General features: G+C 62.7%; 36 protein-coding genes and 1 tRNA gene. 19 read left to right on the forward strand and 18 right to left on the reverse strand.

Features of this window, described 5'->3' with window-relative positions; translation table 11 throughout:
* The first annotated feature begins 57 nt into the window (after nt 1–57).
* From NKJ00_RS16230 to NKJ00_RS16240, 3 genes are all read left to right on the forward strand, one after another.
* The gene (locus NKJ00_RS16230; RefSeq protein ID WP_352630379.1) at nt 58–2,043 is read left to right on the forward strand and encodes an AI-2E family transporter; all 1,986 of its coding nucleotides are present in this window, start codon (nt 58–60) and stop codon (nt 2,041–2,043) included.
* 144 nt (nt 2,044–2,187) lie between these two features.
* Nucleotides 2,188–2,859, forward strand: coding sequence for a glutathione S-transferase family protein (locus NKJ00_RS16235; RefSeq protein WP_352630381.1), 672 nt, complete (start codon nt 2,188–2,190; stop codon nt 2,857–2,859).
* A 107-nt stretch (nt 2,860–2,966) separates the two neighbouring features.
* A complete protein-coding gene (locus NKJ00_RS16240) occupies nt 2,967–3,455 on the forward strand; it encodes a GNAT family N-acetyltransferase (protein WP_352630383.1) in 489 nt (162 codons plus the stop codon).
* Nucleotides 3,456–3,512: 57 nt separating this feature from the next.
* Here NKJ00_RS16240 and NKJ00_RS16245 read toward each other — a convergent pair whose 3' ends face one another.
* The 3 genes from NKJ00_RS16245 to NKJ00_RS16255 all read right to left on the reverse strand — a co-directional run bounded on the left by NKJ00_RS16245 (nt 3,513) and on the right by NKJ00_RS16255 (nt 6,144).
* Nucleotides 3,513–4,514, reverse strand: coding sequence for an aldo/keto reductase (locus NKJ00_RS16245; RefSeq protein WP_352630385.1), 1,002 nt, complete (start codon nt 4,512–4,514; stop codon nt 3,513–3,515).
* A 70-nt stretch (nt 4,515–4,584) separates the two neighbouring features.
* Complete coding sequence (locus NKJ00_RS16250; RefSeq protein WP_023813833.1) at nt 4,585–4,830, reverse strand: DUF982 domain-containing protein; 246 nt, start codon at nt 4,828–4,830, stop codon at nt 4,585–4,587.
* Nucleotides 4,831–5,253: 423 nt separating this feature from the next.
* A complete protein-coding gene (locus tag NKJ00_RS16255) occupies nt 5,254–6,144 on the reverse strand; it encodes a LysR family transcriptional regulator (protein ID WP_352630387.1) in 891 nt (296 codons plus the stop codon).
* Nucleotides 6,145–6,247: 103 nt separating this feature from the next.
* Here NKJ00_RS16255 and NKJ00_RS16260 point away from each other — a divergent pair, with 103 nt between their 5' ends.
* The gene (locus NKJ00_RS16260; protein WP_352441247.1) at nt 6,248–7,117 is read left to right on the forward strand and encodes an NmrA/HSCARG family protein; all 870 of its coding nucleotides are present in this window, start codon (nt 6,248–6,250) and stop codon (nt 7,115–7,117) included.
* Nucleotides 7,118–7,220: 103 nt separating this feature from the next.
* On the opposite strand, the gene NKJ00_RS16265 is transcribed toward NKJ00_RS16260, so the two are convergent.
* Complete coding sequence (locus NKJ00_RS16265) at nt 7,221–7,538, reverse strand: hypothetical protein (RefSeq protein ID WP_023813830.1); 318 nt, start codon at nt 7,536–7,538, stop codon at nt 7,221–7,223.
* Between the two features lie 280 nt (nt 7,539–7,818).
* On the opposite strand from NKJ00_RS16265, the gene NKJ00_RS16270 reads away from it, so the two are divergent.
* On the forward strand, nt 7,819–8,061 hold the full coding sequence (locus NKJ00_RS16270; RefSeq protein WP_023813828.1) for a hypothetical protein: 243 nt from the start codon (nt 7,819–7,821) through the stop codon (nt 8,059–8,061).
* Between the two features lie 92 nt (nt 8,062–8,153).
* Here the strand turns inward: NKJ00_RS16270 and NKJ00_RS16275 are convergent, their stop codons facing one another.
* The 5 genes from NKJ00_RS16275 to NKJ00_RS16295 all read right to left on the reverse strand — a co-directional run bounded on the left by NKJ00_RS16275 (nt 8,154) and on the right by NKJ00_RS16295 (nt 10,368).
* The gene (locus tag NKJ00_RS16275) at nt 8,154–8,360 is read right to left on the reverse strand and encodes a hypothetical protein (protein WP_013530768.1); all 207 of its coding nucleotides are present in this window, start codon (nt 8,358–8,360) and stop codon (nt 8,154–8,156) included.
* A 198-nt stretch (nt 8,361–8,558) separates the two neighbouring features.
* The gene (locus tag NKJ00_RS16280; protein WP_352630390.1) at nt 8,559–8,744 is read right to left on the reverse strand and encodes a hypothetical protein; all 186 of its coding nucleotides are present in this window, start codon (nt 8,742–8,744) and stop codon (nt 8,559–8,561) included.
* A 321-nt stretch (nt 8,745–9,065) separates the two neighbouring features.
* Nucleotides 9,066–9,139 (reverse strand) — tRNA-Gln (locus NKJ00_RS16285).
* A gap of 83 nt (nt 9,140–9,222) precedes the next feature.
* Nucleotides 9,223–9,516, reverse strand: a complete 294-nt coding sequence (locus NKJ00_RS16290) for a hypothetical protein (RefSeq protein ID WP_352630392.1) — start codon at nt 9,514–9,516, stop codon at nt 9,223–9,225.
* 375 nt (nt 9,517–9,891) lie between these two features.
* The gene (locus tag NKJ00_RS16295; protein WP_023813825.1) at nt 9,892–10,368 is read right to left on the reverse strand and encodes a pyridoxamine 5'-phosphate oxidase family protein; all 477 of its coding nucleotides are present in this window, start codon (nt 10,366–10,368) and stop codon (nt 9,892–9,894) included.
* A gap of 199 nt (nt 10,369–10,567) precedes the next feature.
* On the opposite strand from NKJ00_RS16295, the gene NKJ00_RS16300 reads away from it, so the two are divergent.
* Both NKJ00_RS16300 and NKJ00_RS16305 read left to right on the forward strand, forming a co-directional pair.
* The gene (locus NKJ00_RS16300) at nt 10,568–11,626 is read left to right on the forward strand and encodes a PAS domain S-box protein (protein ID WP_352630394.1); all 1,059 of its coding nucleotides are present in this window, start codon (nt 10,568–10,570) and stop codon (nt 11,624–11,626) included.
* Between the two features lie 149 nt (nt 11,627–11,775).
* A complete protein-coding gene (locus NKJ00_RS16305) occupies nt 11,776–12,324 on the forward strand; it encodes an MgtC/SapB family protein (RefSeq protein ID WP_352630396.1) in 549 nt (182 codons plus the stop codon).
* Here NKJ00_RS16305 and NKJ00_RS16310 read toward each other — a convergent pair.
* Complete coding sequence (locus tag NKJ00_RS16310) at nt 12,304–13,242, reverse strand: alpha/beta fold hydrolase (protein WP_352630398.1); 939 nt, start codon at nt 13,240–13,242, stop codon at nt 12,304–12,306. The genes NKJ00_RS16305 and NKJ00_RS16310 overlap by 21 nt on opposite strands.
* Nucleotides 13,243–13,389: 147 nt before the next feature.
* On the opposite strand from NKJ00_RS16310, the gene NKJ00_RS16315 reads away from it, so the two are divergent.
* Both NKJ00_RS16315 and NKJ00_RS16320 read left to right on the forward strand, forming a co-directional pair.
* Nucleotides 13,390–13,698, forward strand: a complete 309-nt coding sequence (locus NKJ00_RS16315; protein WP_023813821.1) for a hypothetical protein — start codon at nt 13,390–13,392, stop codon at nt 13,696–13,698.
* Nucleotides 13,699–13,789: 91 nt separating this feature from the next.
* Nucleotides 13,790–13,924 (forward strand): hypothetical protein, encoded by a 135-nt coding sequence (locus NKJ00_RS16320; protein WP_023813820.1) that lies wholly within the window; start codon nt 13,790–13,792, stop codon nt 13,922–13,924.
* Nucleotides 13,925–14,014: 90 nt separating this feature from the next.
* Here NKJ00_RS16320 and NKJ00_RS16325 read toward each other — a convergent pair whose 3' ends face one another.
* From NKJ00_RS16325 to NKJ00_RS16345, 5 genes are all read right to left on the reverse strand, one after another.
* Nucleotides 14,015–14,260 (reverse strand): DUF982 domain-containing protein, encoded by a 246-nt coding sequence (locus tag NKJ00_RS16325; protein WP_352630400.1) that lies wholly within the window; start codon nt 14,258–14,260, stop codon nt 14,015–14,017.
* Nucleotides 14,261–14,274: 14 nt separating this feature from the next.
* Nucleotides 14,275–14,511 carry a DUF982 domain-containing protein gene (locus NKJ00_RS16330; protein WP_023813818.1) on the reverse strand — a complete coding sequence of 79 codons (237 nt, stop codon included), beginning with the start codon at nt 14,509–14,511 and terminating at the stop codon, nt 14,275–14,277.
* A 94-nt stretch (nt 14,512–14,605) separates the two neighbouring features.
* Complete coding sequence (locus tag NKJ00_RS16335; RefSeq protein ID WP_352611206.1) at nt 14,606–15,049, reverse strand: GFA family protein; 444 nt, start codon at nt 15,047–15,049, stop codon at nt 14,606–14,608.
* A gap of 263 nt (nt 15,050–15,312) precedes the next feature.
* On the reverse strand, nt 15,313–15,492 hold the full coding sequence (locus NKJ00_RS16340) for a DUF3606 domain-containing protein (protein WP_023813816.1): 180 nt from the start codon (nt 15,490–15,492) through the stop codon (nt 15,313–15,315).
* Between the two features lie 486 nt (nt 15,493–15,978).
* Nucleotides 15,979–16,140: a hypothetical protein gene (locus NKJ00_RS16345; protein WP_352630402.1), complete on the reverse strand. Its 162-nt coding sequence runs from the start codon at nt 16,138–16,140 to the stop codon at nt 15,979–15,981.
* A gap of 92 nt (nt 16,141–16,232) precedes the next feature.
* Here NKJ00_RS16345 and NKJ00_RS16350 point away from each other — a divergent pair, with 92 nt between their 5' ends.
* On the forward strand, nt 16,233–16,661 hold the full coding sequence (locus NKJ00_RS16350; protein ID WP_023813814.1) for a DoxX family protein: 429 nt from the start codon (nt 16,233–16,235) through the stop codon (nt 16,659–16,661).
* A gap of 57 nt (nt 16,662–16,718) precedes the next feature.
* Here NKJ00_RS16350 and NKJ00_RS16355 read toward each other — a convergent pair whose 3' ends face one another.
* Complete coding sequence (locus NKJ00_RS16355; RefSeq protein ID WP_023813813.1) at nt 16,719–17,024, reverse strand: hypothetical protein; 306 nt, start codon at nt 17,022–17,024, stop codon at nt 16,719–16,721.
* Nucleotides 17,025–17,097: 73 nt separating this feature from the next.
* Nucleotides 17,098–17,367 (reverse strand): hypothetical protein, encoded by a 270-nt coding sequence (locus NKJ00_RS16360; protein ID WP_023813812.1) that lies wholly within the window; start codon nt 17,365–17,367, stop codon nt 17,098–17,100.
* 347 nt (nt 17,368–17,714) lie between these two features.
* On the opposite strand from NKJ00_RS16360, the gene NKJ00_RS16365 reads away from it, so the two are divergent.
* From NKJ00_RS16365 to NKJ00_RS16395, 7 genes are all read left to right on the forward strand, one after another.
* On the forward strand, nt 17,715–17,912 hold the full coding sequence (locus NKJ00_RS16365; protein ID WP_352630404.1) for a hypothetical protein: 198 nt from the start codon (nt 17,715–17,717) through the stop codon (nt 17,910–17,912).
* Nucleotides 17,913–18,083: 171 nt separating this feature from the next.
* Nucleotides 18,084–18,506 carry a hypothetical protein gene (locus tag NKJ00_RS16370; RefSeq protein ID WP_352630406.1) on the forward strand — a complete coding sequence of 141 codons (423 nt, stop codon included), beginning with the start codon at nt 18,084–18,086 and terminating at the stop codon, nt 18,504–18,506.
* Nucleotides 18,499–18,921, forward strand: coding sequence for a hypothetical protein (locus tag NKJ00_RS16375; RefSeq protein ID WP_352630408.1), 423 nt, complete (start codon nt 18,499–18,501; stop codon nt 18,919–18,921). Before NKJ00_RS16370 ends, NKJ00_RS16375 begins: the two co-directional genes overlap by 8 nt.
* Nucleotides 18,842–19,543: a terminase large subunit domain-containing protein gene (locus NKJ00_RS16380; protein WP_352441238.1), complete on the forward strand. Its 702-nt coding sequence runs from the start codon at nt 18,842–18,844 to the stop codon at nt 19,541–19,543. Before NKJ00_RS16375 ends, NKJ00_RS16380 begins: the two co-directional genes overlap by 80 nt.
* Nucleotides 19,544–19,917: 374 nt before the next feature.
* Complete coding sequence (locus NKJ00_RS16385; protein ID WP_352630410.1) at nt 19,918–20,673, forward strand: phage terminase large subunit family protein; 756 nt, start codon at nt 19,918–19,920, stop codon at nt 20,671–20,673.
* 142 nt (nt 20,674–20,815) lie between these two features.
* Nucleotides 20,816–22,102: a hypothetical protein gene (locus tag NKJ00_RS16390; RefSeq protein ID WP_352630412.1), complete on the forward strand. Its 1,287-nt coding sequence runs from the start codon at nt 20,816–20,818 to the stop codon at nt 22,100–22,102.
* A 59-nt stretch (nt 22,103–22,161) separates the two neighbouring features.
* Nucleotides 22,162–22,362 carry a hypothetical protein gene (locus NKJ00_RS16395; RefSeq protein WP_352630414.1) on the forward strand — a complete coding sequence of 67 codons (201 nt, stop codon included), beginning with the start codon at nt 22,162–22,164 and terminating at the stop codon, nt 22,360–22,362.
* A 60-nt stretch (nt 22,363–22,422) separates the two neighbouring features.
* Here the strand turns inward: NKJ00_RS16395 and NKJ00_RS16400 are convergent, their stop codons facing one another.
* Nucleotides 22,423–22,794 (reverse strand): nuclear transport factor 2 family protein, encoded by a 372-nt coding sequence (locus NKJ00_RS16400; RefSeq protein WP_352630416.1) that lies wholly within the window; start codon nt 22,792–22,794, stop codon nt 22,423–22,425.
* 125 nt (nt 22,795–22,919) lie between these two features.
* Here NKJ00_RS16400 and NKJ00_RS16405 point away from each other — a divergent pair, with 125 nt between their 5' ends.
* Both NKJ00_RS16405 and NKJ00_RS16410 read left to right on the forward strand, forming a co-directional pair.
* Entirely contained in the window at nt 22,920–23,504 is a 585-nt protein-coding gene (locus tag NKJ00_RS16405) for a hypothetical protein (RefSeq protein ID WP_352611222.1), read from the forward strand.
* Nucleotides 23,473–23,598: a hypothetical protein gene (locus tag NKJ00_RS16410; protein WP_281035567.1), complete on the forward strand. Its 126-nt coding sequence runs from the start codon at nt 23,473–23,475 to the stop codon at nt 23,596–23,598. The genes NKJ00_RS16405 and NKJ00_RS16410 overlap by 32 nt, the downstream gene beginning before the upstream one ends.
* Nucleotides 23,599–23,798: the final 200 nt, after the last annotated feature.

The raw sequence follows: 23,798 nt of genomic DNA on the forward strand, positions 1-23,798 counted from the left end.
TAAAGTTGCACGTCGGCTCTATATGCCCGATCATGGCATTTGGCAGGGAGGCATCACGTGGCCAATCGTCGAAACGGCACGGCGTCTCCGGCTGATGGGCCGGGGGACGCCCTTTCAGCGGCCGCGCTTCATCCGCGAACCTCATTGCCAAATGTGGCGGCCATCGTCACGACAGTGGCGGCACTGTATTTCGGGCGCGAGGTTTTCCTGCCGATCGCGATCGCGCTGCTGCTGACCTTCGCCCTGGCGCCGCTTGTCTCAGCTCTTAAAAAGGTCGGTATCCCCCGAATTGCCGCCGTCATTGCCAGCGTGCTCGGCGCTTTCGCGGCCCTTGGCCTGTTCTCCTTCATCGTCGCCACGCAGGTCAGCGAACTGGCGCAGAACATCCCAGTCTACCAGACCAACATCCTGACCAAGATCCGCTCGCTCAAGGAAACCGGGGTGGGGGGCGGGATCCTTGCCAGACTGAGCAAGGTGGTCGAGCGGGTCGGCCAGGAGATCGACAGGCAGGACTCCTCGCTGCCGGCTGCCACCCCGGAAAAGCCGCCGCGCGAGCCGGTGCCGGTCGAGATCGTCGCGCGCGAAAGGCCGCTCCAGGTCCTGCAGAACATCGTCGGGCCGCTGATCAGCCCGCTTGGGTCGGCCGGGCTGATCATCGTCGTCGTCATCTTCATGCTGCTCGAGCGGGAGGATCTGCGCGACCGCTTCATCCGGCTTGTCGGCTATGGCGACCTCCACCGCACCACCGAGGCGCTTCAGGATGCCGCCAAGCGGGTGGGCCGCTATCTCTTGATGCAATTGGTCGTCAACATCGTCTACGCCGTACCGATCGCGATCGGGCTCTGGGCCCTCGGTATTCCCAATGCGCTGCTGTGGGGGCTGCTGGCGCTGGCGCTGCGTTTCGTGCCCTATATCGGCCCCATCATAGGCATGCTTTTGCCGCTGTTCCTGGCGCTGGCCGTTGCGCCGGGCTGGTCGCTCGTGCTGTGGACGGCCGCCCTGTTCGTGGTGATGGAGCTGATCACCGGCAATGTCATCGAACCCTGGCTCTACGGTTCGCGGACAGGACTGTCGCCGCTGGCGATCATCGTCGCGGCGATTTTCTGGACGTGGCTTTGGGGGCCGCTCGGGCTGATCCTGTCGACACCGCTCACCGTCTGCCTGGTGGTGCTGGGCAGACACGTGCCGCAGTTTGAATTCCTCGACGTTCTGTTCGGCAACGAGCCCGTGCTCGAACCCCATGCGCGCCTGTACCAGCGGCTGCTGGCCGGCGATCCGGAAGAAGCCACCGACCATGCCGAGGAGATGCTGGAGGAGAAATATCTGGTCGAATTCTACGACAAGGTTGCCATTCCGGCGCTTCTGCTGGGCGAACAAGACCGTGTGCGCGGCGTCATGGGCGATTTGCAAAGGCGGCAGGTGGCGGCCAGTGCCCTGATGCTGGTCGCCAATCTCGACGACAGCGCGCAGGAGGAGGCAGGTGAGGAGGAGGAGCCGCCCGTGGCCGCAGAGGCGAGCGACGATGGCGATCCCAACGGGGAGGACGAGACCGACCTGCCCGATGGCACCGATATGTCCGTGCTTTGCGCCGGTGGGCGTGGCGAGCTCGACGACGCCGCCGCCGCGATGCTGGCGCAGGTGCTGGAGGTCCAGGGCGCGACGGTATCGAAAGCCGGCTTTGCGGATATGGAGCCCGCCAGCATTCGCCGCCTTGAGCTCGAAACCGTCGACACCGTCGTGGTCGGATTCCTGAACCGGGATTCCGTCAAGCACGCCCGTTTCCTGGTTCGCCGGCTGAAGCGCGCGAAGGCCGCACTTCGGGTGGGAATCGTGTTCTGGTCGGAGGCCGCTGCTGAGGACAAGGAGACGGCCGACAAACTGGCCCGTGACATGAACGCGGATTTCGTGGCGCATGGCATGGTCGACGCCGTGCTGGGCGCGCTGTCAAACGAGCCGCCGGTCGCGCTCAAGCTTGTCGCCAAACGGCGCATGCGGCGACAGCGGGCCGCGTCCAAGAAGGTCACGGCAGCAGCGGCGGGTTAGGCCCTGCCTTCGCCTTCTTCGGCAATGTCGGGGACAAGCCAGGCACGAATTGCGGAAAATAGTTCAGACCGATGTCGATTTCCGGGAGGCCCATTCGTCTTGACGATAAGGAGCCGAAGAATTCACCCAATCAGGAACGATGCGATGACAATCACCATCACGGCATTTGAACGATCGCCCGATCGCGGCAAGGGACTGGCGCGCGATACGCGCGTTCGCTGGGCGCTCGAAGAAGCAGGGCAGCCTTATGAGGTTCGGTTTGTTTCCTTCGCGGAGATAAAGGCGCCTGGCCATCTGGCACTCCAGCCCTTTGGCCAGATCCCCACCTATGAGGAGGGTTCTCTCTCACTGTTCGAGACCGGCTCGATCATCCTTCATCTTGCCGAGCAGCACGCGGGCCTGCTGCCCGGCGATCGCGATGCCCGCGCGCGTGCGATCACCTGGATGTTTGCCGCACTTAACACAGTCGAGCCGCCGATCCTCGAATTAACGACGGCAAAGATATTCGAAGCTGACAAGCCCTGGAGCGAGGAGCGTTTGCCATTGGTGAAGGATCGTGTTCGCGCCTGTCTCGACAGGCTCTCGGCTCGCCTGAGCGCCGCCGAGTGGCTCGACGATGCATTCAGCGCGGGCGATCTGTTGATGGTATCGGTGCTGCTGCGACTAAGAATGTCGGGCATTTTGGACGAATATCAAAACCTTGCTGCCTATGTGGCGCGCGGTGAAGCTCGGCCCGCTTACATCAGGGCTTTCGCTGCGCAATTTGCGGTCAACGCCCCGAGCACGCTGGACAGGCATGGGGCGCGAACGCTCTGAGATGTTCGCAAAGCCAGGGATGATGCAGCGGATTGTAATTCTTGGAAATGCCGGAAGCGGCAAATGACCCTGGCGCGCAGATCCCAGACTTTTGCAGGCGGTGAGGAATGCTTGAAATTCGCCCAGCCCAAAAAGCCGACCGGCCAGCGATCGTGCAACTGTGGCACCAGGGCTGGCATGATGCCCATGCGCATCTGGTTCCGGCCGAAATCCTGGCGTACCGAACGCCCGCGCATTTTTCGCTGTGGCTGGAGCAATCCGCCGATGCATTCCATGTGGCGGCAGCCGATGAATTGCTTGGCTTCGTCTCCATCAACGGAGCGGAGCTGGTGAAACTCTATGTAAGCCCGCAAGCACGGGGAAGCGGGACCGCCCGCGATCTGCTGTTACGCGCCGAGCATCTCTTGTCCGAACAAGGCGTGGCGGAGGCCGAGCTTTTCTGCACGGCGGGAAATCTCCGCGCGCAGAGATTTTATGCCCGCGAAGGGTGGCGCTTGAGCCGCACCTTCGAAGACGCACTTTGGCTGCCGGACGATGTCGCCGGCAGGTTCACCGTGGAAACCCACTGCTATCGGAAGCATCTGGGCTTTCGGTAGCTTTGTCTATTCGGAACGACCTTGGCGAGACCGTCGCGGACGCTGGAGCAGGCACCCCTACCGATCGACCATCGCCATGCCCCGCTCGGTGTAGCGCGGGCCGGAGACTTTTCCCGGCGCAAGCGCTGCGTCGAGCGCGGCCATCTCGGCGGCATCGAGTTTGATGGCGGCGGCGGCGACGTTCTCTTCCAGGTATTTTGTGCGCTTAGTGCCGGGGATCGGCACGATGTCGATGCCAAAGCCGTCGCCCTTCGCCAGCAGCCAGGCCAGCGCGACCTGGCCGGGCTTGACGCCGCGGGCAGCGGCGATGTCGCTCACCTTGGCGGCCGCCTCGACATTGGCGTCGTAGTTTTCGCCCTGGTAGCGCGGGTCGTTGCGGCGATAATCGCCGTCGGGATAGTCTTCCGCGCGCTTGACCTGGCCGGTGAGAAAACCGCGGCCGAGCGGCGAGAACGGCACCAGGCCGATGCCGAGTTCGCCAAGCAGCGGGATGATCTCCGGCTCCAGATTGCGCTCCCACAGCGAATACTCGCTCTGCACGGCCGACACCGGATGCACGGCATGCGCCCGGCGGATGTCGGCCGCACCCGCCTCCGACAGGCCGAAGAAGCGCACCTTGCCTTGCGCGACGAGTTCGCCTACGGCCCCGGCGACATCCTCCATCGGCACCGCCGGGTCGACGCGATGCTGGTAGAGAAGGTCGATATGGTCGGTTCCGAGGCGGCCGAGCGAGGCTTCCACGACCTCTCGAATGTGTTCGGCCCGGCTGTCGGTTCCGACCTGCTTGCCGTTTTCGATGCGAAAGCCGAATTTGGTGGCGATCGTCACCTGGTCGCGCTTGCCCTTCAGCGCCCGGCCAAGCAGGGCTTCGTTGTCGTAAGGGCCATAGACCTCGGCGGTGTCGAGGAAGGTGCAGCCGAGTTCGATGGCACGGTGCAGCGTGGCGATGGATTCGGCCTCGTCGGCCGGGCCGTAGGACTGGCTCATGCCCATGCAGCCGAGGCCGATGGCCGAGACCTGCAGCCCCTGGCTGCCGAGCTTGCGTGTGTTCAGGGTCATGGTGGGGTCTCCAAGGAGGGAATGCCGCGACTATAGCAGCCGCATCGACATTGGCCGATCAATCGACACTCTATTCGATCAGGATGTGGGCTTCACGCGCGGCCTCGACGAGCGCCGCCCTGGCGACGTCGGGGGCGACATCGCCGCTCGTTGCCCGCCGGCAGGCGCGCAGCGCGGACTGATGCTTCGGGCTGCCTGCGTCACGCCAATGTGTGGTGAGCAAATCAATGGCCTGCTGTGTGTTGGACAGATGGTGGATGGAACCGGTGACGCCGACCGAAACCGCCACAGGCTTCGAGAACCATGCCGTTTGCATTGGAACCACCTCGATAGGGCTGAAGCGATAAACGCCTATGGCCGCTCAAAGGTTTCGTCGATGCCAATCAATCCGGTGTGAGAGTTGCCGATACCTCCCAATGGCATTGGGCGACCCATCTTGTGCGCGCGGCTCACATGTTCGAGGAGACGTCGCGGGTGGACGGTGTTTTGGGTTTGTGGGCGGCACGTTGCCGCGGCGCCTGATGGGCGGGGCGGGGTTTGACTGTGTTCACGACAGTGGGCGCCTGCGCCTTGCGGCGCTTGAGCCAGCTGGCTGACAGTTCGGCAAGGAGACTGCGCAAGCCTTTCACGACGTCCTCCTCTTGTAAGGGTGACAAGGTAATTTTCGTCGCCCCAACTTGTTCCGCCGGAAATCTTTCCGCGAAAAATAAAGGTTCTTGCCGGCGAAAGCGGCCGGGCATCACCTGCCGATATAGGCGGCCAGTTCGTCCGGCGTCCCATTCGGGAAGGCCTGTTTCAGAAAATCCAGGAACGCCGACACGCGCGCGCTGAGCAGCCGCCGGGAGGGGTAGAGCGTCCAAAGAGCGATCTCCGGGCCATCGATGTCCCCCCAATTCACCAGGGTGCCGTCAGCCAAATCGTGGCTCACCAGGGAAATTGGGAGACGTCCAACACCGACGCCGGCCCGCACCGCATCCCGCACCATGATCAGCGTCGACAGAGCAAGGACAGGCTCGACCGCAATCGTCGAGCGGCCACCATGGTCCTTTACGTGCCATGTCTGGCGTTCGCCTGTGCCGCGTGCAACGCCAGGAGCGGCCTGCCCACCGGTCGTACGAGGAAGGTCCGGGCTCGCCACAACGACCAGGCGGTCGCGGAGAAACGCTCGTCCGACCAGGCTTTCGTCGGGTTTCGGGTTGACCCGGATCACCAGGTCGTAACCTTCCTCGATCATGTCGACAGCCCTGTCCTCCGTCGTGACCTCAAGCCTCACCTCGGGATGCTTGAGGGTAAATCCCGCGGCGATCCTTCCCATCGCGGTCTGAGAAAAATGCAGAGGTGCGCTGATCCGCAGCCTGCCCTTGGGTCTTTGGCCGCCCGAGGCGATCTCGGCGGCCGTCTCGTCCAGCTCGGCGAGCAAGGTCCCCGTCCGCTCGAAGAGTGCTCGCCCTTCCTCGGTGAGCTTCAGGTTGCGCGCACCCCGTTCAAACAGGCGCACGTCAAGGCTGCTCTCCAAGTCTCCAACCCGCCGGGACAGCGTTGCCTTGGGCCGGCCGGTGGCCCTTGCCGCTTTGCCGAAACCCCCATGGCGGGCAACGAGGTTGAAATCGGTCAGGGCCAGAAGATCCATGAGTGTTCCACCAGTGAGACGGTACGTCTAAAATTTCGGCCTGTTTGACTGTTTGTGAGCCACACATATTGGGCCTGTCAAGCAACCCAACAGGAGAAATTCCATGACCATCCTTGTTACCGGCGCCACAGGCAATGTTGGCCGCCAAGTCGTCGAGCACCTCGTCAAGCGCGGCGCCGATGTCCGTGCTCTCGTCCGCGATCCGTCGAAAGCCAGCTTCCCGGCGGGCGTATCGGTCGCGCAAGGCGACTTTCTCGATGTCGATTCGCTGCGCAAAGCCATGTCCGGCGTTTCCACCCTGTTCCTCTTGAACGCCGTGGTGCCGGACGAATTCACCCAGGCTTTGGTCGCGCTGAACGTCGCCCGATCGGCGGGCATCGAGCGGATCGTCTATCTCTCGGTGATCCATGCGGACGTCTATGTGAACGTGCCGCATTTCGCCGGCAAATTCGGCGTCGAGCGAATGATCGAGCAGATGGGCTTCCAGGCTACGATCCTGCGCCCGGCCTACTTCATCCAGAACGACCTGATGATCGAAGACGTCATCACCGGCTACGGCACCTACACAATGCCGATCGGCACCAAGGGGCTCGCCATGGTCGACGTGCGTGATATCGCCGAAATCGCCGCTCTCGAGCTGCTGCGTCGGGAACGATCCGCAGGGCCGCTTGCGCTGGAGCGGATCAATCTCGTTGGTCCGCAGACACTGACCGGGACGGATATCGCGGCCATCTGGTCAGACGTGCTCGCACGCCCGATCAGCTACGGCGGCGACAATACCGAAGGTTTCGAGCAGAATCTCAAGCAGTTCCTGCCTGCCTGGATGGCGTACGACATGCGCTTGATGGGCGAGCGGTTCCTGACCGACGGCATGCTGCCCGAGGCCGGGGACGTCGAGCGGCTGACCGCGCTTCTGGGCCGCCCGCTGCGTCCCTATCGGGACTTCGCCTCACAAATCGCCGGCTCCGCCTGACGGAACAGCTCTCATCATCATCAGGGTACAGAAACAGCAGGGCGGCCTTTTGAGGAGGCCCCCTGACTGGCACGGGACAAATGCGCGTTCAGCCGGAACTGCCCTACTGCAGGGTTGCCGGACCAGGCCTGTCGAGTTGGGCGATCACGTGCTCGCCACCGTCGCCACCGAGCCCATCCACGAACAGACCAGCTACGCCGTCGAAATTGGTGAGCCCGTCGAATTCAATTGCGGCGCCAATCAACTGGGCTGCCTGGAAGACAAGGTATTCGACGTCCTCGAGGGCGACGTTTTCGGCCAGATTCCTGACCCTTACATGCTCCGCCACCGCCGTGATGCTGACGATGCCGGTCTTCCTGAAGGCGATCTGGACCGCTGAACGGACGTCATCGCGCAGTCGCGCCGAGTAATTATACCGCATCGAAACCTCCCGAAGGGAACGGTTTTCTGTTCAGATCGCACAATGCGGCAAAGACTTCGCCTTGGCAAGTCACGAATTAATAATACCCAAATAAATCAACCAGTTAGCATAGTTATGCAAGTGTGCGCCTTACGCCGAATACCCGTCAGGCTCATCATGAGCACGAGAAGCGGTTCACACATCGCGAGGTCTTGACGCGCTAGGAGCGGTTTCCTAATTATGAGGTAAATGAGTTGAATGCTCATTCGACGTAAACGTGGTCCAGAGCGAGGGAAGCGCGATGACTGAACTGGAACGCCCGGAACGGTTGCAGATCATGCTGACGTCAGACGAACTGGCGGCGCTGGAAAACTGGCGCTTCGACAAGCGCATGCCGAGCCGTTCGGCCGCCGTCAGGGAATTGCTGCGGCGCGGTCTTGCCGCGGATGGCTTCCTGACGGCGGAGCAAGGGGCGAAGTCGCAAGACTTCGGCATCCTGCCAACCGCCGACGGCAACGGCATTTCCGACGGCGGCAAGGAGTAGAGCGGTTCACCGCGCGTGGGCCGCCCTGGTCCCCGCAACGGTCGGCGGTCGCCGCGCGGTGCCGGCCGGCGTAGCGGACGATAACTCTCGATTCAGAGGATGTTTGTCGTCACTTCGACGACGATCGCGGCACCTTCCAGGCTGCCATTGGTGACGTGCACGACGCGCGATACCCGCAGATCCTGCGTGGTTCCGTCGATCGACAGCGCAACGCTTTCGCCAATCCGGGGAACCGCCTGGAAAACGGCGTCCGTGGCCTCCGGCCGGTTGTCGATCGATATGCGGCAGTTGACGGTCATGAGATGTCTCCTGTGTCGGCCCGGTGGTCAACGCGGGGTCCGCGAAATGGTTTCAGGAGGCCGGATGCAACTTAATGGCGCCCGGATCCGTAACGCAGTAATTGCTCCATTGTTCATCGTAACGGAGCAACAGGGCTCGCCGGGGAGGGCGTTGGGGCTGCCTCGGCGAGCTTGATCGCTTTGCCCGGGGGCGCTGCCTCACCGAGGTATGGAGACGAGTTTCGGCGCCCGCAATTCCCCGGCCATCCTTGCCGCCTGGAAAATTGTCATCAAAACCAGGATGGGCTCACCCTCGGTCGGGTTGATGGTCAGGACGACGCGGCCAAGCTCGTCGCTCATGCCGCAAGACCAGTCCTTGACGGCCATCACCTTTCTGGCGGCCATATGCATTCTCCTGCACAGGAGGTTCTCTGCGGGCTACGCCGTCTGGAGTTGGTCGGCAGAACCTTCGCGCGATATTGCAACCAGCCGAAATGCGGCAAATGCGGCCAATATCATGAAAACCGCCGTGATGTTCAGGGACATCGCCGATGCAAGGACGCCCCCGTCAAAGCAACTCAGTTCCATGTCGCTGCACCCCTTCGATCCACTGTCGGCCAGGATGATGATCCTGCTTCGAGTGAAATACAAGCGCGCGCTAATACGCTGAAGCCGGCTGGCCAGTCTGCGCGCAGCTTCGAACCAGCCGAACGCTTGGTTGCTTGCTGGTTCCCGCTCATGGGCTCGAACCACGATTCACGCCTTCAAAGGGCGCTGTCCTACCATTAGACGAAGCGGGAAAATGCAAGTTGCCCCCACCCCTAGCCGGTTCCCGCGCCGGGATCAACGCAATGCGGCGGCAAAGCCGACTGGAGGCGCGGTATCAGTCCGGAAAGCTGGTGACAGGTTCCTCGCAGCGGTAGACCGGGCAGCTGCCGTCACGGGTCGGGACATAGGCCGACATCGGCACCTCCGGCCAGTCGCATTCGTTGCCGAACTGCCTGACATAGCGGTCATAGGTGTTGGGGCCGGTGGTCAGCACCACGGCATGGCGGCTTTGGAGCAGTCGCCGAAGTTGGTCGCAACTCATCGTGCGGGTATCGGGCCTGGCTTCGGCGAGGCCGGTCGCGGCCAGCAGGATCGCTGCCGTCATCAAGGCAATTCGGCGCATCGGCATGGCTGTTCCCTCGAATGGATGTATTGGCCGAAACTCGCATCCCGGCGGGTGGTTCCGCAACCGCCGGCCGGCCGTCGGTGGCGGCGCAACCAAATGGTCCGTCGTGCATTGCTGGGGATGAATGGCAGGAAGCCCTACGAAACCCCGCAATGGCGTCCCGGAAACGGGGATCGCGAGGCCATGTGCTGTTCTTTTTGCGGCGGCCGCGACCACAGCTACGAGGACTGTCCGCAAAGGGATGCCGACGCCGATCCAGCACCGAATGCCCCTGACCCTCCCAAGCCGGACTGATCGGCACCGGTGTGCCGCACCGGCGATATTCGCTGCGCCCCACCGGCATTCGCACATCTGCCTGAGGTCCTCGACGCCGTCCGGCTACATCCTGACCTTGCCGGTGTTACCGATTTCCGGGCGGCTGTCGCTGACCGTTGCCGCCAGCATCTTCACATAGCTGACCACGGTGCCGGGACTGTCCCAATACTGGGCATCTTTCGGCGTCACTTTAAGCACGCGGATCGAAGGGTCATCGGCACTGTCCCACCAGGCCTTGGCCGGGGTCGACCACAACTCCCTGATCTTGGCGCGGTCGTTCGAAACCGCCGCCAGACCGCTGACGGAAACATATTTCTGGCCGCCTGAATCGGCGAAGGCGAGACCGACATTGGGCTCGGCTTCGATCTCGTCGTCCTTATGGCTGTCGACATCGGTGAGGAAGTAGATTGCGTTTTCGTCGCGCACCACATGCGCCGCCATGGGTCGCGAGCGGATGTCATCGCCTTCGCGGGTGGCCAGCATACAGAAACCGATCCTGTCCATCAGCTTCCAGACCCGGTCGAGATCGCCGTCGCTCATCGTGTGCCTCCTTATTGAGCCATCCATGGGGGTGTCGGGTGCAACTCGCGCAAGCGCGCAAGGTTCCAGTGCAAGGTCCAGTCATGAACTGCCCGGACTGTTCCTGGGAGGAATGTTGGGAGGCGATTGCAACCAAAACCCACCGCGGCGCATTGGTGGCCATGCGCGCAATCCGCGCATGAGGGAGAAGGGGTCGACAGTGACAGATTTGGCGGGCTTTGATGCCTTGATCGCCATTACCGCCGATGCGCGGCTGGCGGCGATTGTCGATTCGTCCTTCGACGCCATCGTCAGCAAGGATTTGAACAGCATCATCACCAGTTGGAACGCGGCGGCGCAACGCATGTTCGGCTACACCGTCGAAGAGGCCGTCGGCCGGTCCGTGCTCATGCTCATCCCCGATCATCTCAAGGACGAAGAGACCGACATCATCAGCCGGGTCCGCAAAGGCGAACTGCTGGCAAGCTATGAGACGATCCGCCGACGCAAGGACGGCGGCCTCATCGCCGTGTCGCTGACCATTTCGCCGATCAGGAACGCGTCGGGCGAGATCATCGGCGCCTCGAAGATCGCCCGCGACATCACCGCCAGCAAGGAGAGCGAGCGCCGGATCAGGCTTTTGCTCCGCGAGGTGAACCATCGCGTCAAGAACCAGTTCGCGGTGATCCTCTCGATGATCCGGGAGACCAGCAAACGCTCGACCGATCCGCGCGAGTTCGAGGAGTTGATTCGCTCCCGCATCATGGCGCTGTCGCGGTCGCACGATCTGCTGGTGAACTCGGAATGGGCCGGCGCCAGCCTCTTCGACCTCGCCCAGGAGCAGCTCAAGCCGTTCGGCCACGAGGCGCGGGTATCGCTGTCCGGACCGCTTTTGACCCTGCAGCCGAACGCCGTGCAAAATCTCGGCATGGCATTTCATGAGCTCGGCACCAACTCTTCAAAATATGGCGCGCTGGCGAGCGAGGCCGGGCGGCTCGAGATCACCTGGCGGATCGTCGAAGGCGTTTCGGACAAGCGGGAAATCCATCTGGTTTGGGACGAGACGATGCCGGTGCGTGAAGGAGAGCGGCCCGGGGGGCGGCAAGACGAAAGCACGCGCAAGGGTTTCGGCACCGTCGTCCTGCAACGGGTCGCGCCGCAATCGCTGAACGGCTTGGCGGTGCTGGATCGCAGCCCGGGCCATCTCAAATGGTCCCTGACGGCGCCCCTGGACTCGATCATCGTTCCGGAGCTCGGCGCCGACCTGCCCGAAACCTAGCTTCCTGAGCCCTTGAGGTCTGGTTCCATCAACCTCCCTTTGGCAGATGCGTTTTCAAAAGCGGCCGCATCCTTGCCGCACCTGGCCGTGGATTCAGGAACCGTGACCCGGTGGCCGCGTTGTGGCGTCAAGCTTTCGGAGGGGACATCATGGAACAGCTCGTCAAGGAATTCGGCCATTCCACCTACACCTCGTTTCCGGTCATCGCGGCGCGGCTGTTGCTGGCGACGCTCTATGGCGCGGTCATCGGTTTCGAGCGCGAATGGCGCAATCGCCCGGCCGGACTTCGCACGCATATTCTCGTCTGCGTCGCCACCGCCACCTTCGGCATCCTGACGGTCGAGATCGTGCACGCGCCGATGTTCGCGGGGGAATCGGTCAAGGTCGATCCGATCCGGGTGGTCGAGGCGGTGACCGCCGGGGTCGCTTTCCTCGCCGCCGGCTCGATCATGTTTTCGCGCGGCGAGGTGCATGGGCTGACGACCGGCGCCGGCATGTGGCTGGCGGGCGCGATCGGCGTCGCCTGCGGCCTGGGTCTTTGGCAAGTGGCCGGGTTCGGCACGCTGATCGTGCTGGTCGTTGCCGGCTTTCTGCGCCGGTTCGAACGCGGACCCGGCCTTGCCGCCGGTGATGAAGGCAGTCAGGCAAAGGCGGAGAAGGAGGGGGCTTCGGCCCGATCAAAGGAAGGGCGAAGGTAATTCCGGTCGCCGGGAAATGCCGTGACTGGTTTCACCGAAGAAGCCGGCCAGCAGATCGGCCGTGCGCGCCGGATTCTCTTCGGGAAAGAAGTGCCCGCCCGGCATCGCCTGGCCACGCACATCGTCGGCCCAGCCGCGCCACAGCGCCAGCGGCCCGCCTTCGCCGGCATACCAATCCGCCAAGGCGCCCTGACCGCTCCATAGCGCCAGCAGCGGGCAGCGGATGCGCCGGCCGGCTGCCTTGTCGGCATGGTCGTGCTCGCGGTCGAGCGTGGCTGCCGCCCGATATTCCTCGCAGATGGCATGGGCGTGGGCAGGCGCGCGCAAGGCCTCGATATAGGCCTGACGCACTTCGGCTGGAAACGCCGATGGCGGCGAGCCCCAGCCGTTGAGCGCATTGTCGACGATCGCCTCGACGGCGCCGGACAGGATCTTTTCCGGCAACGGCTCTGGTTGCGCCAGCAGCGACCATGGCCAATAGCCCAGCGCCAGCCTGGCGTCGGCCCGGTCCCAGGCATCGGCGGTCGGCACGATGTCGAGAACGGCGAGCCTGTCGATGCTGTCCCGATGATCGAGCGCCATGCGGTAGGCGACACGCCCGCCGCGATCATGACCGGCGACCATGAAGCTGCTGAAACCCAGCTTCTCCATCAGCCTCCTCATATCGGCGGCCATGGCACGCTTGGCATAGGGTGCGTGGTCCGGAGTGGACGTCGGACAGGAACTGCGGCCATAGCCGCGCAGGTCGGCGCAGACGACGCTGAACCGGCTGGCCAGAGCGGGGGCGATGTCGCGCCACATCAGATGCGTTTGCGGAAAGCCGTGCAGCAACAGCAGCGGTGGGCCGCCGCCGGCACGCAGGCAGTATATGCCGGCATCGCCAATGTCGATTTCCGTGCTTTGAAAACCTTCGAACATGACCGCCTCCGGCACGCGCAACGGCCGGCAAACGGGTTTGGTTGCAATGCCGCCCGGCGAGGCGGCCAACCTTTTTCTTCGACAGGCGTTGTCCCTGTGAAGGGAAGGTCGCCGCGGGCGGCCGTGAAAGAAAAGAAGGAGGCAGTGATGAGAACTCTCGCCATCATGCCACTAGGCCTCATGCTGGCGCTGGCAGTGCCGGCCGCGGCCCAGCAGCAGAACGACAGCCAGGCGCTGCAGGCCGACAAATGCAGGGCTCAGACCGAGCAAGGGGCAAAACAGCAGCCTGAACAGCAGGCCGATGACGGCAATTTGACCGCGAAGCTCAACGACTGCGGCGGCGTGCTGAAACCACCCCCGACGGGCGACCAGGGCATGGCGGCGCCCGCTCCCGACGAAGGCAAGACGCCGGTGATCAAGCCTGGTGAAGTGCCGCCCCAGCCGCCGAAACAATAAACGCCGGCTCGTTGGTATTATCGCGCAAGCTAATGGAACCTCGTTATCTTGGGAGCGTTTTTCTCACGACTTGAAATTTGGAGAGATTATCGTGAGAGATATTGCAGCCACTGCCACGTTGCTTGCCTCGATAGCGATCGTGATTGCCTTGATTCTGCTGGCGCCAAAGAGTTTTGGCTTCGAAACCTCTCACCCGATCGTACAGGGCGAGCTTCCGGCGGAATAATCGGATCGATTATTCGGATACGGAGTGATCAGGACCGATTTGCACGAAGCAGGCGAGGCACGATGCCCCGCCTGCCTTCTATTGAAACCGCTATTGCACCAAAACGCCGGAGTGGCTGCAGAGCGCTGCGAACGCTTCCTGTGCCTCGGCAGCACCTATCTTGGTTTCCAGGGCGGCTTCGACCTTCTCGCGCGCCGCCTGGTAGAACGGCCCGCGCTTGGCCTGCGGCCAGTCGATCAGGATTTCGCTGGCATCCTTGAGCGTGGCGACGTCGCGGATCGTATCCGACCCATGCGGCTTGATCCGCATCGGTGTGGGCAAAATGAGATCAGGCATGGCCCCTGTTCCAACTACTGGAGGAGTTTTGCTTCGCGCGCGGCGTCGATCATCGCCCGCATCGCTTTTTCCGCCGGCGTCCAGCCATCCAGCGCATCGCGGCAACTGCGCAACGCCGCCCGGTAGCGCCGTCCCTGGCCAGCCGGCCAGTCGCCGAGGCATTCCAGGCCTTCCCAGGCGCTGCGGATGATGCGCTCGCGCTCCGGCGCGAATTTCAACCTGATGGGGCGGGGAAACATCTTGTCGTTCAACGGTCGTCTCCATGATTGCCGCAAGTCGCTGGACGGCATGCGTGAGAGGCATCCGGTAACGTCGGCGGCAGGGCAGGGTTCCCTTTCCCGGAGATCAAATCTCAGCGTCGATGTCCGACAGCGATCTCGGCGTCGGCGCTTCGGCGTTGTGCGCCGCTGGGCGGTCATGCTCGAACTGTTCGGTCCCGGGCAGAGGGTGCAGCCAGGTCTCGCGCCTGGAGGTCCACAGTTCATATTCGGGCACGAGATCGGTCGGCGCGATGTCGAGGCTGCCGATCGCCACCTCGGCCTCGTTGTCGTCGACCCAGGCGACGCGGCCGCCGCAGGTCGGGCAAAAGCTGCGCGTGCCATAGGAGCTGACGAGGCCGGTGGTCTCGAAGGCCTCGCGCGGCCAGATGGCAAAGGCCGAATAGACCGAACCGCCGGCCTTCCGGCAATCCTTGCAGTGGCACAGGCCGACGCGCAACGGCGGGCCGTGAACCTCGAACTGCACGCCGCCGCACAGGCAGCTGCCGGTCCTGCGTATGGTGTCGGACATGACAACCTCCCTCAATGCGTGGCGCTGCGGGCCGGGTGGGACAGATGCTCGTCTGCCGTTTCGTTGGCCAGGATGAGAAACCGGGAAAAAGACATCCTGTTCACCGTACCACCAGGCCCGGTTGACACGGCCCGCAGCATCTTCAACGCCGTCCAGGCGAAATGGTTTCGGGCCTAAAGCGCGCCGCGCCCGAACGAGTTCAGACGACCCGCTTCATGCATGTCGTTCTCCCAAAACCGAGATCCACTTTTGGGCGACATGCGCTAGCCGCGGGCCGCCATATGGGCGTCGAGCTTCTTGCGCGAGGGTCCGTAGCGCTTGATGATGGTCTGTGCCTCGCTTGGCGGAATGCCGTATTTGCGGGCAAAGGCGGCAACCTCGTAGGGCTCTTCGCTCGAGACCTGCTTGCGGTCCTGCTTCGTCTTCGACTTGTCGTCAGCCATCTCAGGCCTCGCTTTCTGTTTTCGGGGAAACGCGCAACCTTCAGCGCCCGCGATCAACACGACATAACACAGATCGGCGCTGCCGGTTCCACTAGGCGACATGGCCAGGCTGCAACCGGCCTGTATCAGGCCGATGGCCGCATGAGGTCGGCGTCGGAAGCGTGGTCGCCGTCACATTCGGAGCATGCAGCGCTGAGGCCGGGGCAGCCGCGCCGGTGGGTGCCGGCAGGGCAGCAATGGCCGTTGGAACTCGTCCAGCGCGGGCATTCGAAGACTTGGCCAGCGCCACCGCAGCCGCTGCACTCCAGCGGCGCCGACCGCACGCTATGAGATATCGCCCCAAACCTGACGCTTGTACGCAAATTTCAGCCCACCCAAAATCGCTGCGCCGGCACGCCGGTGCATTAGCCCCGACTAACGATAGCACTTCCGTGATTACCAACAAGTTTCAATCGCGGGCGGCGCCGGAAGCCGTTCGGGCCGTCGTCAGGCCGGCTTCAGCCGCATCGCGGCGAGATACATGAGCGCCGAGGCGGCCTGCCCGCGGTCCCAGCCGGCGGCCTCGACCTTGCGGAGCAGGGCGGCAAACCGAAAATCGCTCTTTGCTGGCGCGGTGCGAGGCTTCGAAGCCTCCTTCGACCGCGGCAAGCGCCCTGTCGAGAAAAATTGGCCTGGCGTGTCGGACCTGGCGCCCGTCGCGCGTCCTAGGAGCGAGCAATCTGCAAAGCTGGAGAACGAGCATGTCGTCGCAAATCACTCAATCGCCGTGGCAGACCACGGCCCTTCTCATCGCCCGGCTGATCTTCGCCGGCGTCTTCCTGATGGCCGTGACCTTCAAGTTCATGGGCATGGACGCCACCGCCGGCTATATCGCCGCCGCCGGCTTTCCGTTTCCGCTGTTCCTGGCCTGGTGCGCGGCGATCCTGGAAGTCGCGCTGGTGCTGTGCTTCCTGACCGGCGCCTTCTTCTCGCAGGCGGCCCTTGTCGCCGCCGCCTATGTGCTGTTCCTCGCCCTGGCCTTCCACGGACCCAGCCACTGGGCCGGCAACCAGGCCGAGTTCGGCTTCTTCGTCGACCATTTTTCGTTCCTGGCCGGACTGCTGTTTGCGGCCGTGCATGGACCGGGCAAGGTGCTTTCGCTCAATTTGGGATGGCCGGGCAGGGCTTGAGGCGAGACCGACCGGCACCGCGCGAAGGACGCGCGCCGGGCCTGCCTTGGCACCCCCTCACAGCTGGTCGTTGTAGGGTTCCTTTATCTTGCCGACCATGCGGGCCAGCTTCGAAAAAGACGGCATCTCCGCCTCCGGCTGGCACTGGTTGGCGAGTTCCAGCAGCCGGATCGGAAAGTTGACGGCGTCGCGGCTGGACGCGGACATGCCTTCGGACCGCTCCTGGTTGGTTTCGCCTGCCTCGGTCTTGCGCAAGGCCAGGTCGATTTCCTCCGCCGTCAGCACCCCCTTTTGAACCAAGAGGCGGTTGATCGAGGCGACGGCCATCAACAGGCCTTCGAGTTGCAGGTTGGCGACATTCATGGCGATTGCTCCCGTGACTGGGGTTGAAACGCGCGAGCGGCATTTCCGCTCCAGAAAGGCTGCGGGCGAACGCCTATTCCTGCGTCAGCCGTTCGCCATATTCGCGCCACAGCGCCTTGACCTCCAGGCTGCCGAGGCTGCCGATCGAAACATCCCCACAGCTGATGGCGACGGCGCCGATGTCGTATTGGGGGTAGGCGTTGGCGACGAAACGGATGGCTTCGCCCAGCGAACGCACGCGGATGACCGGATCCGCCTGACCCTGGCCGGTGCTGCGCACGCCGGAAACCATGGCTGGTGCATGCCGCATCCTGAACACGGATGCCATGGCTGGTCTGTCCATCGTCCTCTCCCACAAGGCCGTGCGACGGGAATCATTCCATGAGCTTCGACGAATGATTTCACACCTGCCGGCTTGTGACCAGCCGCCGGCAAAAGCAGGGTTTTACGCGCTTTGCCAGCGTCGGTCAGGCCGGAATTGCGATCGATCTAGGAATTTTTTCTCAGAAAACGGTTGACGGGGTGAGTGCAGCTATGCTACATTTTTGTCCATGGTGCTGAGTTGCGCCGACGACCCGCCGCCGAGGCGGGTTTTTTGTTTCTGGGCTAGACATGTCGGCAGGACAGAGGGGGGCCCCAAGGAATGCCATCCTTCGCCCGATGACTCATTTCGCAATCCGAGAGACACTCATGACCCGCTACGCCACCATCATCACCGATGCTGACGACCAGGAAATCGTCAGCGCCATCGGCGAATTCGAAGGTGCTGCGCCGCAGCCAGGCCTGGGGCGTGTCGAGCAGGTCGCGCCCAGCGTAAAGATCGGCATGGTGCGGGATGCGGCCGGCGGGTTTGACCGAATTAGGAATTTTTTCTCAGAAAACGGTTGACGGGGTGAGTGCAGCTATGCTACATTTTTGTCCATGGTGCTGAGTTGCGCCAACGACCCGCCCCTGAGGCGGGTTTTTTGTTGCTGGGCTAGACATGTCGGCAGGACAGAGGGGGCGCCAAGGAATGCCATCCTTCGCCCGATGACTCATTTCGCAATCCGAGAGACACCCATGACCCGCTACGCCACCATCATCACCGATGCTGACGGCCAGGAAATCGTCAGCGCGATCGGCGAATTCGAAGGCATTGCGCCGCAGCCACGCCTGGGGCGTCTCGAGGAGGTCGCGCCCGGCGTAAAGATCGGCATGGTGCGGGACGACGCTGGCGAGTTCGGGTTCTCGCAGGCCGGCATCGCCGGGCACCTTGTCGGTCTGGTCATGGCGCGTCTCAGGGCGCGGGCCGGTCTGGCAAGGCCTGCCCCGGCGGCGAAGCCTGCCGACGCGGCAAAGCCAAAGCGCGTCCAGGGAGCCAAGAAGCGCACCAGGAAGAAATCCGCTCGTTCAAAGAAACCGGCCAGCCGGGCCAGATCGATGCCGAAGGCCGGCATTTCCGCTGCCGATGCCAACGCCGTGGATGGTCACGTCCGTGACTGACAAGACCGCCGCCGGGCCAACGCGCCGCAAGCCGGCAAAGCGCAAACCCGCCGCCAAAGCGGCCGCGCAAAAGCCGCGCCGCAAGCGCGCCAAGAAAACACTGGGCGACGATTTCCTGGCCGCCGTGCGGGCCGATTTCCGCGCCTATGGCGCCGGCGTGATCGCCCAGGTGCGAGCCGACAAGCCGGACCAGTATCTGAAGATCGTGCTGTCGGTGCTGCCCAAGGATTTCGATGCCACGATCAACCAAATGGACGGCCTGAGCGATGACGAGATCCGTAGCCGTATCCGCGCCCTCGAAGCCGTCGTCAAACCGTTCCTCGAAGAGCCCGGTGATGTCCGTGAAGATGGAATATCTGGTGCTACTGGCCGAACTGGACAGACGGCGCCGGACCAATCAATTGGCGGCCTATAGACCGTATGAACGCCAGGCCGAGTTTCACGCTGCAGGCGCGCAGAACCGCGAGCGCCTGTTCATGGCCGGCAACCAGCTCGGCAAGACCAGGGCAGGGGGCGCCGAATGGGCCATGCACCTGACCGGTCGTTATCCCCAGTGGTGGCAAGGCAAGGTTTTCGACACGGCCGTTCGGCTGTGGGCGGCCGGCGTCACCGGCGAAGGCACGCGTGACAATCCGCAGCGCGTGCTGGTCGGCCCGCCGCAGCAGCAGGCGGCCTGGGGCACCGGCATGATCCCGGCCGACGCCATTGTGCAGACCTTCATGGGCCGCGGCGCGCCGGGCGCGCTCGACAGCGTCGTGGTGCGCTGGGGTGGCGGCGGCGACGTGCAGGCCGATGAATCGGTGCTGTCGTTCAAGAGCTTCGAGAAGGGCCGCGAGAAATGGCAGGGCGAGACTTTGCACGGCGTCTGGTTCGACGAGGAACCGCCGCTCGACATCTATTCCGAAGGCCTGACCCGCACCAATGCGACGGGCGGCATCACCATCGTGACGTTCACGCCGCTGCTTGGGATGTCGGATGTGGTGCTGTTGTTTCTTTCGGCGGCGCAAGTGGAGGGCATGGCCAAAGGCAGCGGATGAAGACGTTCAAGGGTATTTGCTGCCCGCAAGCTGTCTGGCGCGGGCCTTGGGATCGGTTGCTTTCCGGGTTAGCGGTTGGCGCCATATCCTTTCATCACCCGTAATCTGGTTGTACCAGACATTGCATACTTTGTTTGGTGTGTCCGGGATACAAACTTCGCGTTGGAACCCTGAAGAATTGGCGTACATCTTGCAGGTTTTCTTACTCGTATCATACGGAACGTTCGATTGGCATGCCGACGCGCTCGCGGCAATGGCCACAACGATTGCTATGCGGATCATGTATCTCCCCCAATTGGCCAGCAGCTTTGCATTGATAAACAGTATTATCAATGGCGGTTACTCGTTCCAGCAAATAATTTAGGCAGACTGATATGTCCCGACACGTCACCTTCATGACCATCGACGATGCCGCGCACTACACGCCGCAGGAGCGCGCGGCGATCGTTGCCGCCTATCCCGCGCATGAGCGCGAGGCGCGGGCTCGGGGCATTCCGGTGCTGGGTTCCGGTCGCATCTTTCCGGTGGCCGAGGCGCTGATCGCCTGCGCGCCGTTCCGGCTGCCGCGCTACTGGCCAAGGCTCGGCGCGCTCGATTTTGGCTGGGACCACCCGTCGGCCGCCGTCGAGTTGGCCTGGGATACGGAAGCCGACGTCGTTTACGTAACCAAATCAGCGCGGGCCTCGCAGCAGACGCCGGCGATGCAGACGCTGACGCTGAAACCCTGGGGCGAATGGCTGCCCTTCGCCTGGCCGCGCGACGGCCGCCGCGAAACGCTGGAAGGGGCGGGCGTGGCGCTTGCCCGGCAATATTCCGCGCACGGGCTGAACATGCTGACCCGCCACGCGCAATTCCCCGACGGGTCCGTCTCGGTCGAAGCCGGGCTGATGGAGATGCTCGACCGCATGCAGAGCGGCCGCTTCAAGGTGTTTGCCACGCTCGCCGACTGGTTCGAGGAGTTTCGGCTTTTTCACCGCAGGGATGGCCAGGTTGTGAAGCTGCGAGACGATCTGATGGCGGCGACACGCTATGGCGTGATGATGCTGCGAGAGGCGGTGGTGGACCCGGCGGAGTTCAGGTCGGCGAGAAGGCCGGCGGAACAGAGCGATCCGCTGGGGGCTTTCAGGTGAAGTCGAAAGCGGCCGGACATCCGTTGTGGAATTAATCGAAACGGGAATACTTACTGGGCCGAGCACGCGCGTTTCGCGTAAAACTCGACCTATTTTGCGTTTTCATTGCGACTCAGTTCTAGTCCCGCACGGAGGGGCGAGTATGACTGCTGAAATCGCAATATTGAACAAAATGGCTGTTGCTCTTGCGACGGACAGCGCCGTTACCATTTCAGCCGGCAGCGAAGAGCAGAAGATCTATGACTCGGCTGACAAGCTATTCGATCTATGCGGCCCCACGCCGATTGGCGTGATGATCTATCACGGCATGCAGTTCATGCAGGCTCCGCTGCCGATGCTGATTGCAGACTACAGGCAGCGCTATCAAGAGTTCGATCGGCTTCCAGCCGCTGGGTTTGACCTTCTTCGGTTCCTCTGTGAATGGGGCGTGAAATCTCCAAAGAAGGTTCTTGAGGCTTCCCTATCGAACATGATCGAGCCGGTCCTGGACCGGATTAAGGGGCGTGTGCAGGAGAAGTTAGAAAAGTTGGTCAACGCGCCGCCGCTAGCTCAGCAAGACGATTTCATGAAAAATCTTCGGGCTGCTTTTGAAGAGTCGGTCGCATTGTTCGAGCGTGTTCTTGCAAAACGGCCGGACGGAAAATTCTTGGGTCCCGATGGCTCCAAAGGCCCTCCGGCCATTGGCGATACCGAGATGGCAGCCATGACTTCGATAGTGGCAGCGAATTTCCATGGCGAGTCCGAGGCAATGATAGCCCGACTTGTTGGTATCGCGAGGAATGCGGTCCTGAAAGATTGGCTGTCCGGAGGTGAGACAGGCGTCGTCGTGGCCGGGTTCGGAAAGAAGGATATCTTTCCGAGTCTTGCCTCATTCGAAATTGATGGCATGGCCTTCGGCCGCCTGAAATATATCGAAACGAACACGGTCGACATTGATCGTGACGGGGATCGTGCGCGCGTTATTCCGTTTGCCCAAAAAAAGATGGTTGAGCGCTTCCTTTACGGCCTTGACGAGGGCATTGAGCGCTACATCATGCAGTTCTGTATAAACACTGTGCCGTCTATCAGCACGCACATTTTGGCCAACCTTGAAATGAGCGAAGAGGATAAGGCGGCGCTGGGCGCTAAGGCAGAGGAGGCGCAGAACGCCTTTTTAGGCGAACTTGCAAATTCGACCTTCGCTGACATACGGTCGCAGTCAAAGTCCGCTATTGAAGATATGGTGGAATTTATGCCAAAGCCGGAGCTGGCCACGATGGCCGAGGCGTTGGTGAACCTGACGTCGATAAAGAGGAAGGTTTCGAGGGGGATGGAAACCGTCGGCGGCCCGATAGATGTGGCTGTCATATCCAGGCCCGATAGATGTGGCTGTCATATCCAGGGCAGACGGCTTCATCTGGGTCAAGCGAAAGCATTATTTCGTTCCTGAGTTGAACCCCAGGTACGCCAGTCGCGCTAAGCATCAACCATCTCGTAGGGAGAATAGTCATGAATCGCAGCCAGATCCACGACCCAATCGCCCGGCGAAAGCTCGATCACCTCGCCGATCGGCTGAATGAGCCAAACTCCCACGAACTGAATGCGGCAATCGATAAAACCAAAAAGAAGATTGCAGCGGCGTTTTCTGACGCAAAGAAGGTCCAAGCGACCTTCAAAGCCGCGCATTCGAAGGGGCAGCCGTCCGGCTGATCATCGCTCCGACACGCCTTGGTCATTGGGGCGGCAATAGCCCTTGCTGCAATCTCGTGGCTACTCCACGATCTTCCAATAAGAATCCTTGCGGATCACCTTGCCGTCGCGAAACGTGTAGAAGTCGCAGCCTCGAACTTCCTTTTTCACACCCTCGCGGGTGGTGCCGGTGAGGGTCCATTTCGACATGCCGGTCTCGGCAGCCTCGTCGGCAAAGTGCTCAGCCTTGCCGTAGTGGACATCGGGCAAGCCTTCGAAGCGTGTCGCCAGCGCGTCCCGTACGTTGCGCTTGCCCTCGCAACGGGTTCCCCAGGGCTCGGCTCCCCTCGGCATCTCCAGGACGCAGTCGTCGGCGAAGAACGCCATGATGCGATCGAGATTGTGCGCGTTGAAGGCATCGCATAGCTGCGTCAGTGTCGCTCGAATGTCCATTCGCCCGTCTCCTGGGTAGCCGTCGATGCCCGAAGTAGGTCACTGGCGACGGGGACGGTCAAGTGCGCAGGCCGCCGAGACGCCGCCCGGAAGCGAGAACTGCATTCTATTGCTCAGGCCTGCTCATGCCCCTTCGCATCATACCCGCGACGCTGCGCGACCTGTCCTACATCGCAGCCAATTTGCGCCCTGAGGACCGGGCCGAGATCGACTGCCAGCTCGACCATTGGTCGCCGGCGCTGCTGGCGCTGACAGCGCTGCAGGACTTTGCCTATGTCGCCGAGCTGGACGGCAATCCGGAGGCCGGCTTTGGCGCTGCCGAACAGCGCGGCGGCCTGTGGATCGCCTGGAGCTGGGGCACGCGCCGCATGAAGCGCTGCGTGCCTGGGATCACCGGGTTCTTTCACGCCGTGCTTGGGCCTCAGGTCGCGGCGCGGGACGCCTGGCGGGTCGAGGCGCGGGCGCTGGCCGCCAATGAACTGGCGCTGCGCTGGCTCGGTCGGCTCGGCGCGACGCAACGCTGCCTGTTGCCGGGTTACGGCCGCAACGGCGAAGACTTTTTCCTCTACGACTGGACAAGAACTTCTAATCTTGGAGAAGGCTGGAACCATGTGTCTGTTTCAAAAACCACCGGAACTGAAGCCGTTGCCGCCAACGCCGACGGCGCAGGACAAGGACGTGCAGGCGCGCGAGGCGGCATTGCGGGCTGAACTCGAACAGCGGAACGGCACCGCCGGCACCATCAAGACCGACCTCGCGCCAGGCAGCCTCACCGGCCAGCGCCGCGTGCTGCTGGGGCTATGACCATGACCGCGATGAAGCGCAGTTTCAGGAAGCGCGTGTGGGACTGGTGGGTGTGGCGACGGCATGCAAGGGTGATGAAAAGGCGGGGGTGATTAGCCGATCTCCCCCCTTGCGGGGGAGATGCCCGGCAGGGCAGAGGGGGGTGTGAAGGATCGCTACCCTTCCGCATATCTCACGCCCAGCCGAAGGCGCTTTGTGTT

The sequence above is a fragment of the Mesorhizobium sp. M0227 genome (assembly GCF_040321855.1).
Lineage (GTDB): Bacteria > Pseudomonadota > Alphaproteobacteria > Rhizobiales > Rhizobiaceae > Mesorhizobium.

Bases quoted from the DNA above. Each gene is read 5' to 3' on its own strand.
- NKJ00_RS16235 (WP_352630381.1), top strand. From the start codon at position 2,188: ATGACAATCACCATCACGGCATTTGAACGATCGCCCGATCGCGGCAAG.
- NKJ00_RS16240 (WP_352630383.1), top strand. From the start codon at position 2,967: ATGCTTGAAATTCGCCCAGCCCAAAAAGCCGACCGGCCAGCGATCGTG.
- NKJ00_RS16245 (WP_352630385.1), bottom strand. From the start codon at position 4,514: ATGACCCTGAACACACGCAAGCTCGGCAGCCAGGGGCTGCAGGTCTCG.
- NKJ00_RS16250 (WP_023813833.1), bottom strand. From the start codon at position 4,830: ATGCAAACGGCATGGTTCTCGAAGCCTGTGGCGGTTTCGGTCGGCGTC.
- NKJ00_RS16255 (WP_352630387.1), bottom strand. From the start codon at position 6,144: ATGGATCTTCTGGCCCTGACCGATTTCAACCTCGTTGCCCGCCATGGG.
- NKJ00_RS16260 (WP_352441247.1), top strand. From the start codon at position 6,248: ATGACCATCCTTGTTACCGGCGCCACAGGCAATGTTGGCCGCCAAGTC.
- NKJ00_RS16265 (WP_023813830.1), bottom strand. From the start codon at position 7,538: ATGCGGTATAATTACTCGGCGCGACTGCGCGATGACGTCCGTTCAGCG.
- NKJ00_RS16270 (WP_023813828.1), top strand. From the start codon at position 7,819: ATGACTGAACTGGAACGCCCGGAACGGTTGCAGATCATGCTGACGTCA.
- NKJ00_RS16275 (WP_013530768.1), bottom strand. From the start codon at position 8,360: ATGACCGTCAACTGCCGCATATCGATCGACAACCGGCCGGAGGCCACG.
- NKJ00_RS16280 (WP_352630390.1), bottom strand. From the start codon at position 8,744: ATGGCCGCCAGAAAGGTGATGGCCGTCAAGGACTGGTCTTGCGGCATG.
- NKJ00_RS16290 (WP_352630392.1), bottom strand. From the start codon at position 9,516: ATGCCGATGCGCCGAATTGCCTTGATGACGGCAGCGATCCTGCTGGCC.
- NKJ00_RS16295 (WP_023813825.1), bottom strand. From the start codon at position 10,368: ATGAGCGACGGCGATCTCGACCGGGTCTGGAAGCTGATGGACAGGATC.
- NKJ00_RS16305 (WP_352630396.1), top strand. From the start codon at position 11,776: ATGGAACAGCTCGTCAAGGAATTCGGCCATTCCACCTACACCTCGTTT.
- NKJ00_RS16310 (WP_352630398.1), bottom strand. From the start codon at position 13,242: ATGTTCGAAGGTTTTCAAAGCACGGAAATCGACATTGGCGATGCCGGC.
- NKJ00_RS16315 (WP_023813821.1), top strand. From the start codon at position 13,390: ATGAGAACTCTCGCCATCATGCCACTAGGCCTCATGCTGGCGCTGGCA.
- NKJ00_RS16325 (WP_352630400.1), bottom strand. From the start codon at position 14,260: ATGCCTGATCTCATTTTGCCCACACCGATGCGGATCAAGCCGCATGGG.
- NKJ00_RS16335 (WP_352611206.1), bottom strand. From the start codon at position 15,049: ATGTCCGACACCATACGCAGGACCGGCAGCTGCCTGTGCGGCGGCGTG.
- NKJ00_RS16340 (WP_023813816.1), bottom strand. From the start codon at position 15,492: ATGGCTGACGACAAGTCGAAGACGAAGCAGGACCGCAAGCAGGTCTCG.
- NKJ00_RS16350 (WP_023813814.1), top strand. From the start codon at position 16,233: ATGTCGTCGCAAATCACTCAATCGCCGTGGCAGACCACGGCCCTTCTC.
- NKJ00_RS16355 (WP_023813813.1), bottom strand. From the start codon at position 17,024: ATGAATGTCGCCAACCTGCAACTCGAAGGCCTGTTGATGGCCGTCGCC.
- NKJ00_RS16360 (WP_023813812.1), bottom strand. From the start codon at position 17,367: ATGGACAGACCAGCCATGGCATCCGTGTTCAGGATGCGGCATGCACCA.
- NKJ00_RS16365 (WP_352630404.1), top strand. From the start codon at position 17,715: ATGACCCGCTACGCCACCATCATCACCGATGCTGACGACCAGGAAATC.
- NKJ00_RS16370 (WP_352630406.1), top strand. From the start codon at position 18,084: ATGACCCGCTACGCCACCATCATCACCGATGCTGACGGCCAGGAAATC.
- NKJ00_RS16380 (WP_352441238.1), top strand. From the start codon at position 18,842: ATGTCCGTGAAGATGGAATATCTGGTGCTACTGGCCGAACTGGACAGA.
- NKJ00_RS16385 (WP_352630410.1), top strand. From the start codon at position 19,918: ATGTCCCGACACGTCACCTTCATGACCATCGACGATGCCGCGCACTAC.
- NKJ00_RS16390 (WP_352630412.1), top strand. From the start codon at position 20,816: ATGACTGCTGAAATCGCAATATTGAACAAAATGGCTGTTGCTCTTGCG.
- NKJ00_RS16395 (WP_352630414.1), top strand. From the start codon at position 22,162: ATGAATCGCAGCCAGATCCACGACCCAATCGCCCGGCGAAAGCTCGAT.
- NKJ00_RS16400 (WP_352630416.1), bottom strand. From the start codon at position 22,794: ATGGACATTCGAGCGACACTGACGCAGCTATGCGATGCCTTCAACGCG.
- NKJ00_RS16405 (WP_352611222.1), top strand. From the start codon at position 22,920: ATGCCCCTTCGCATCATACCCGCGACGCTGCGCGACCTGTCCTACATC.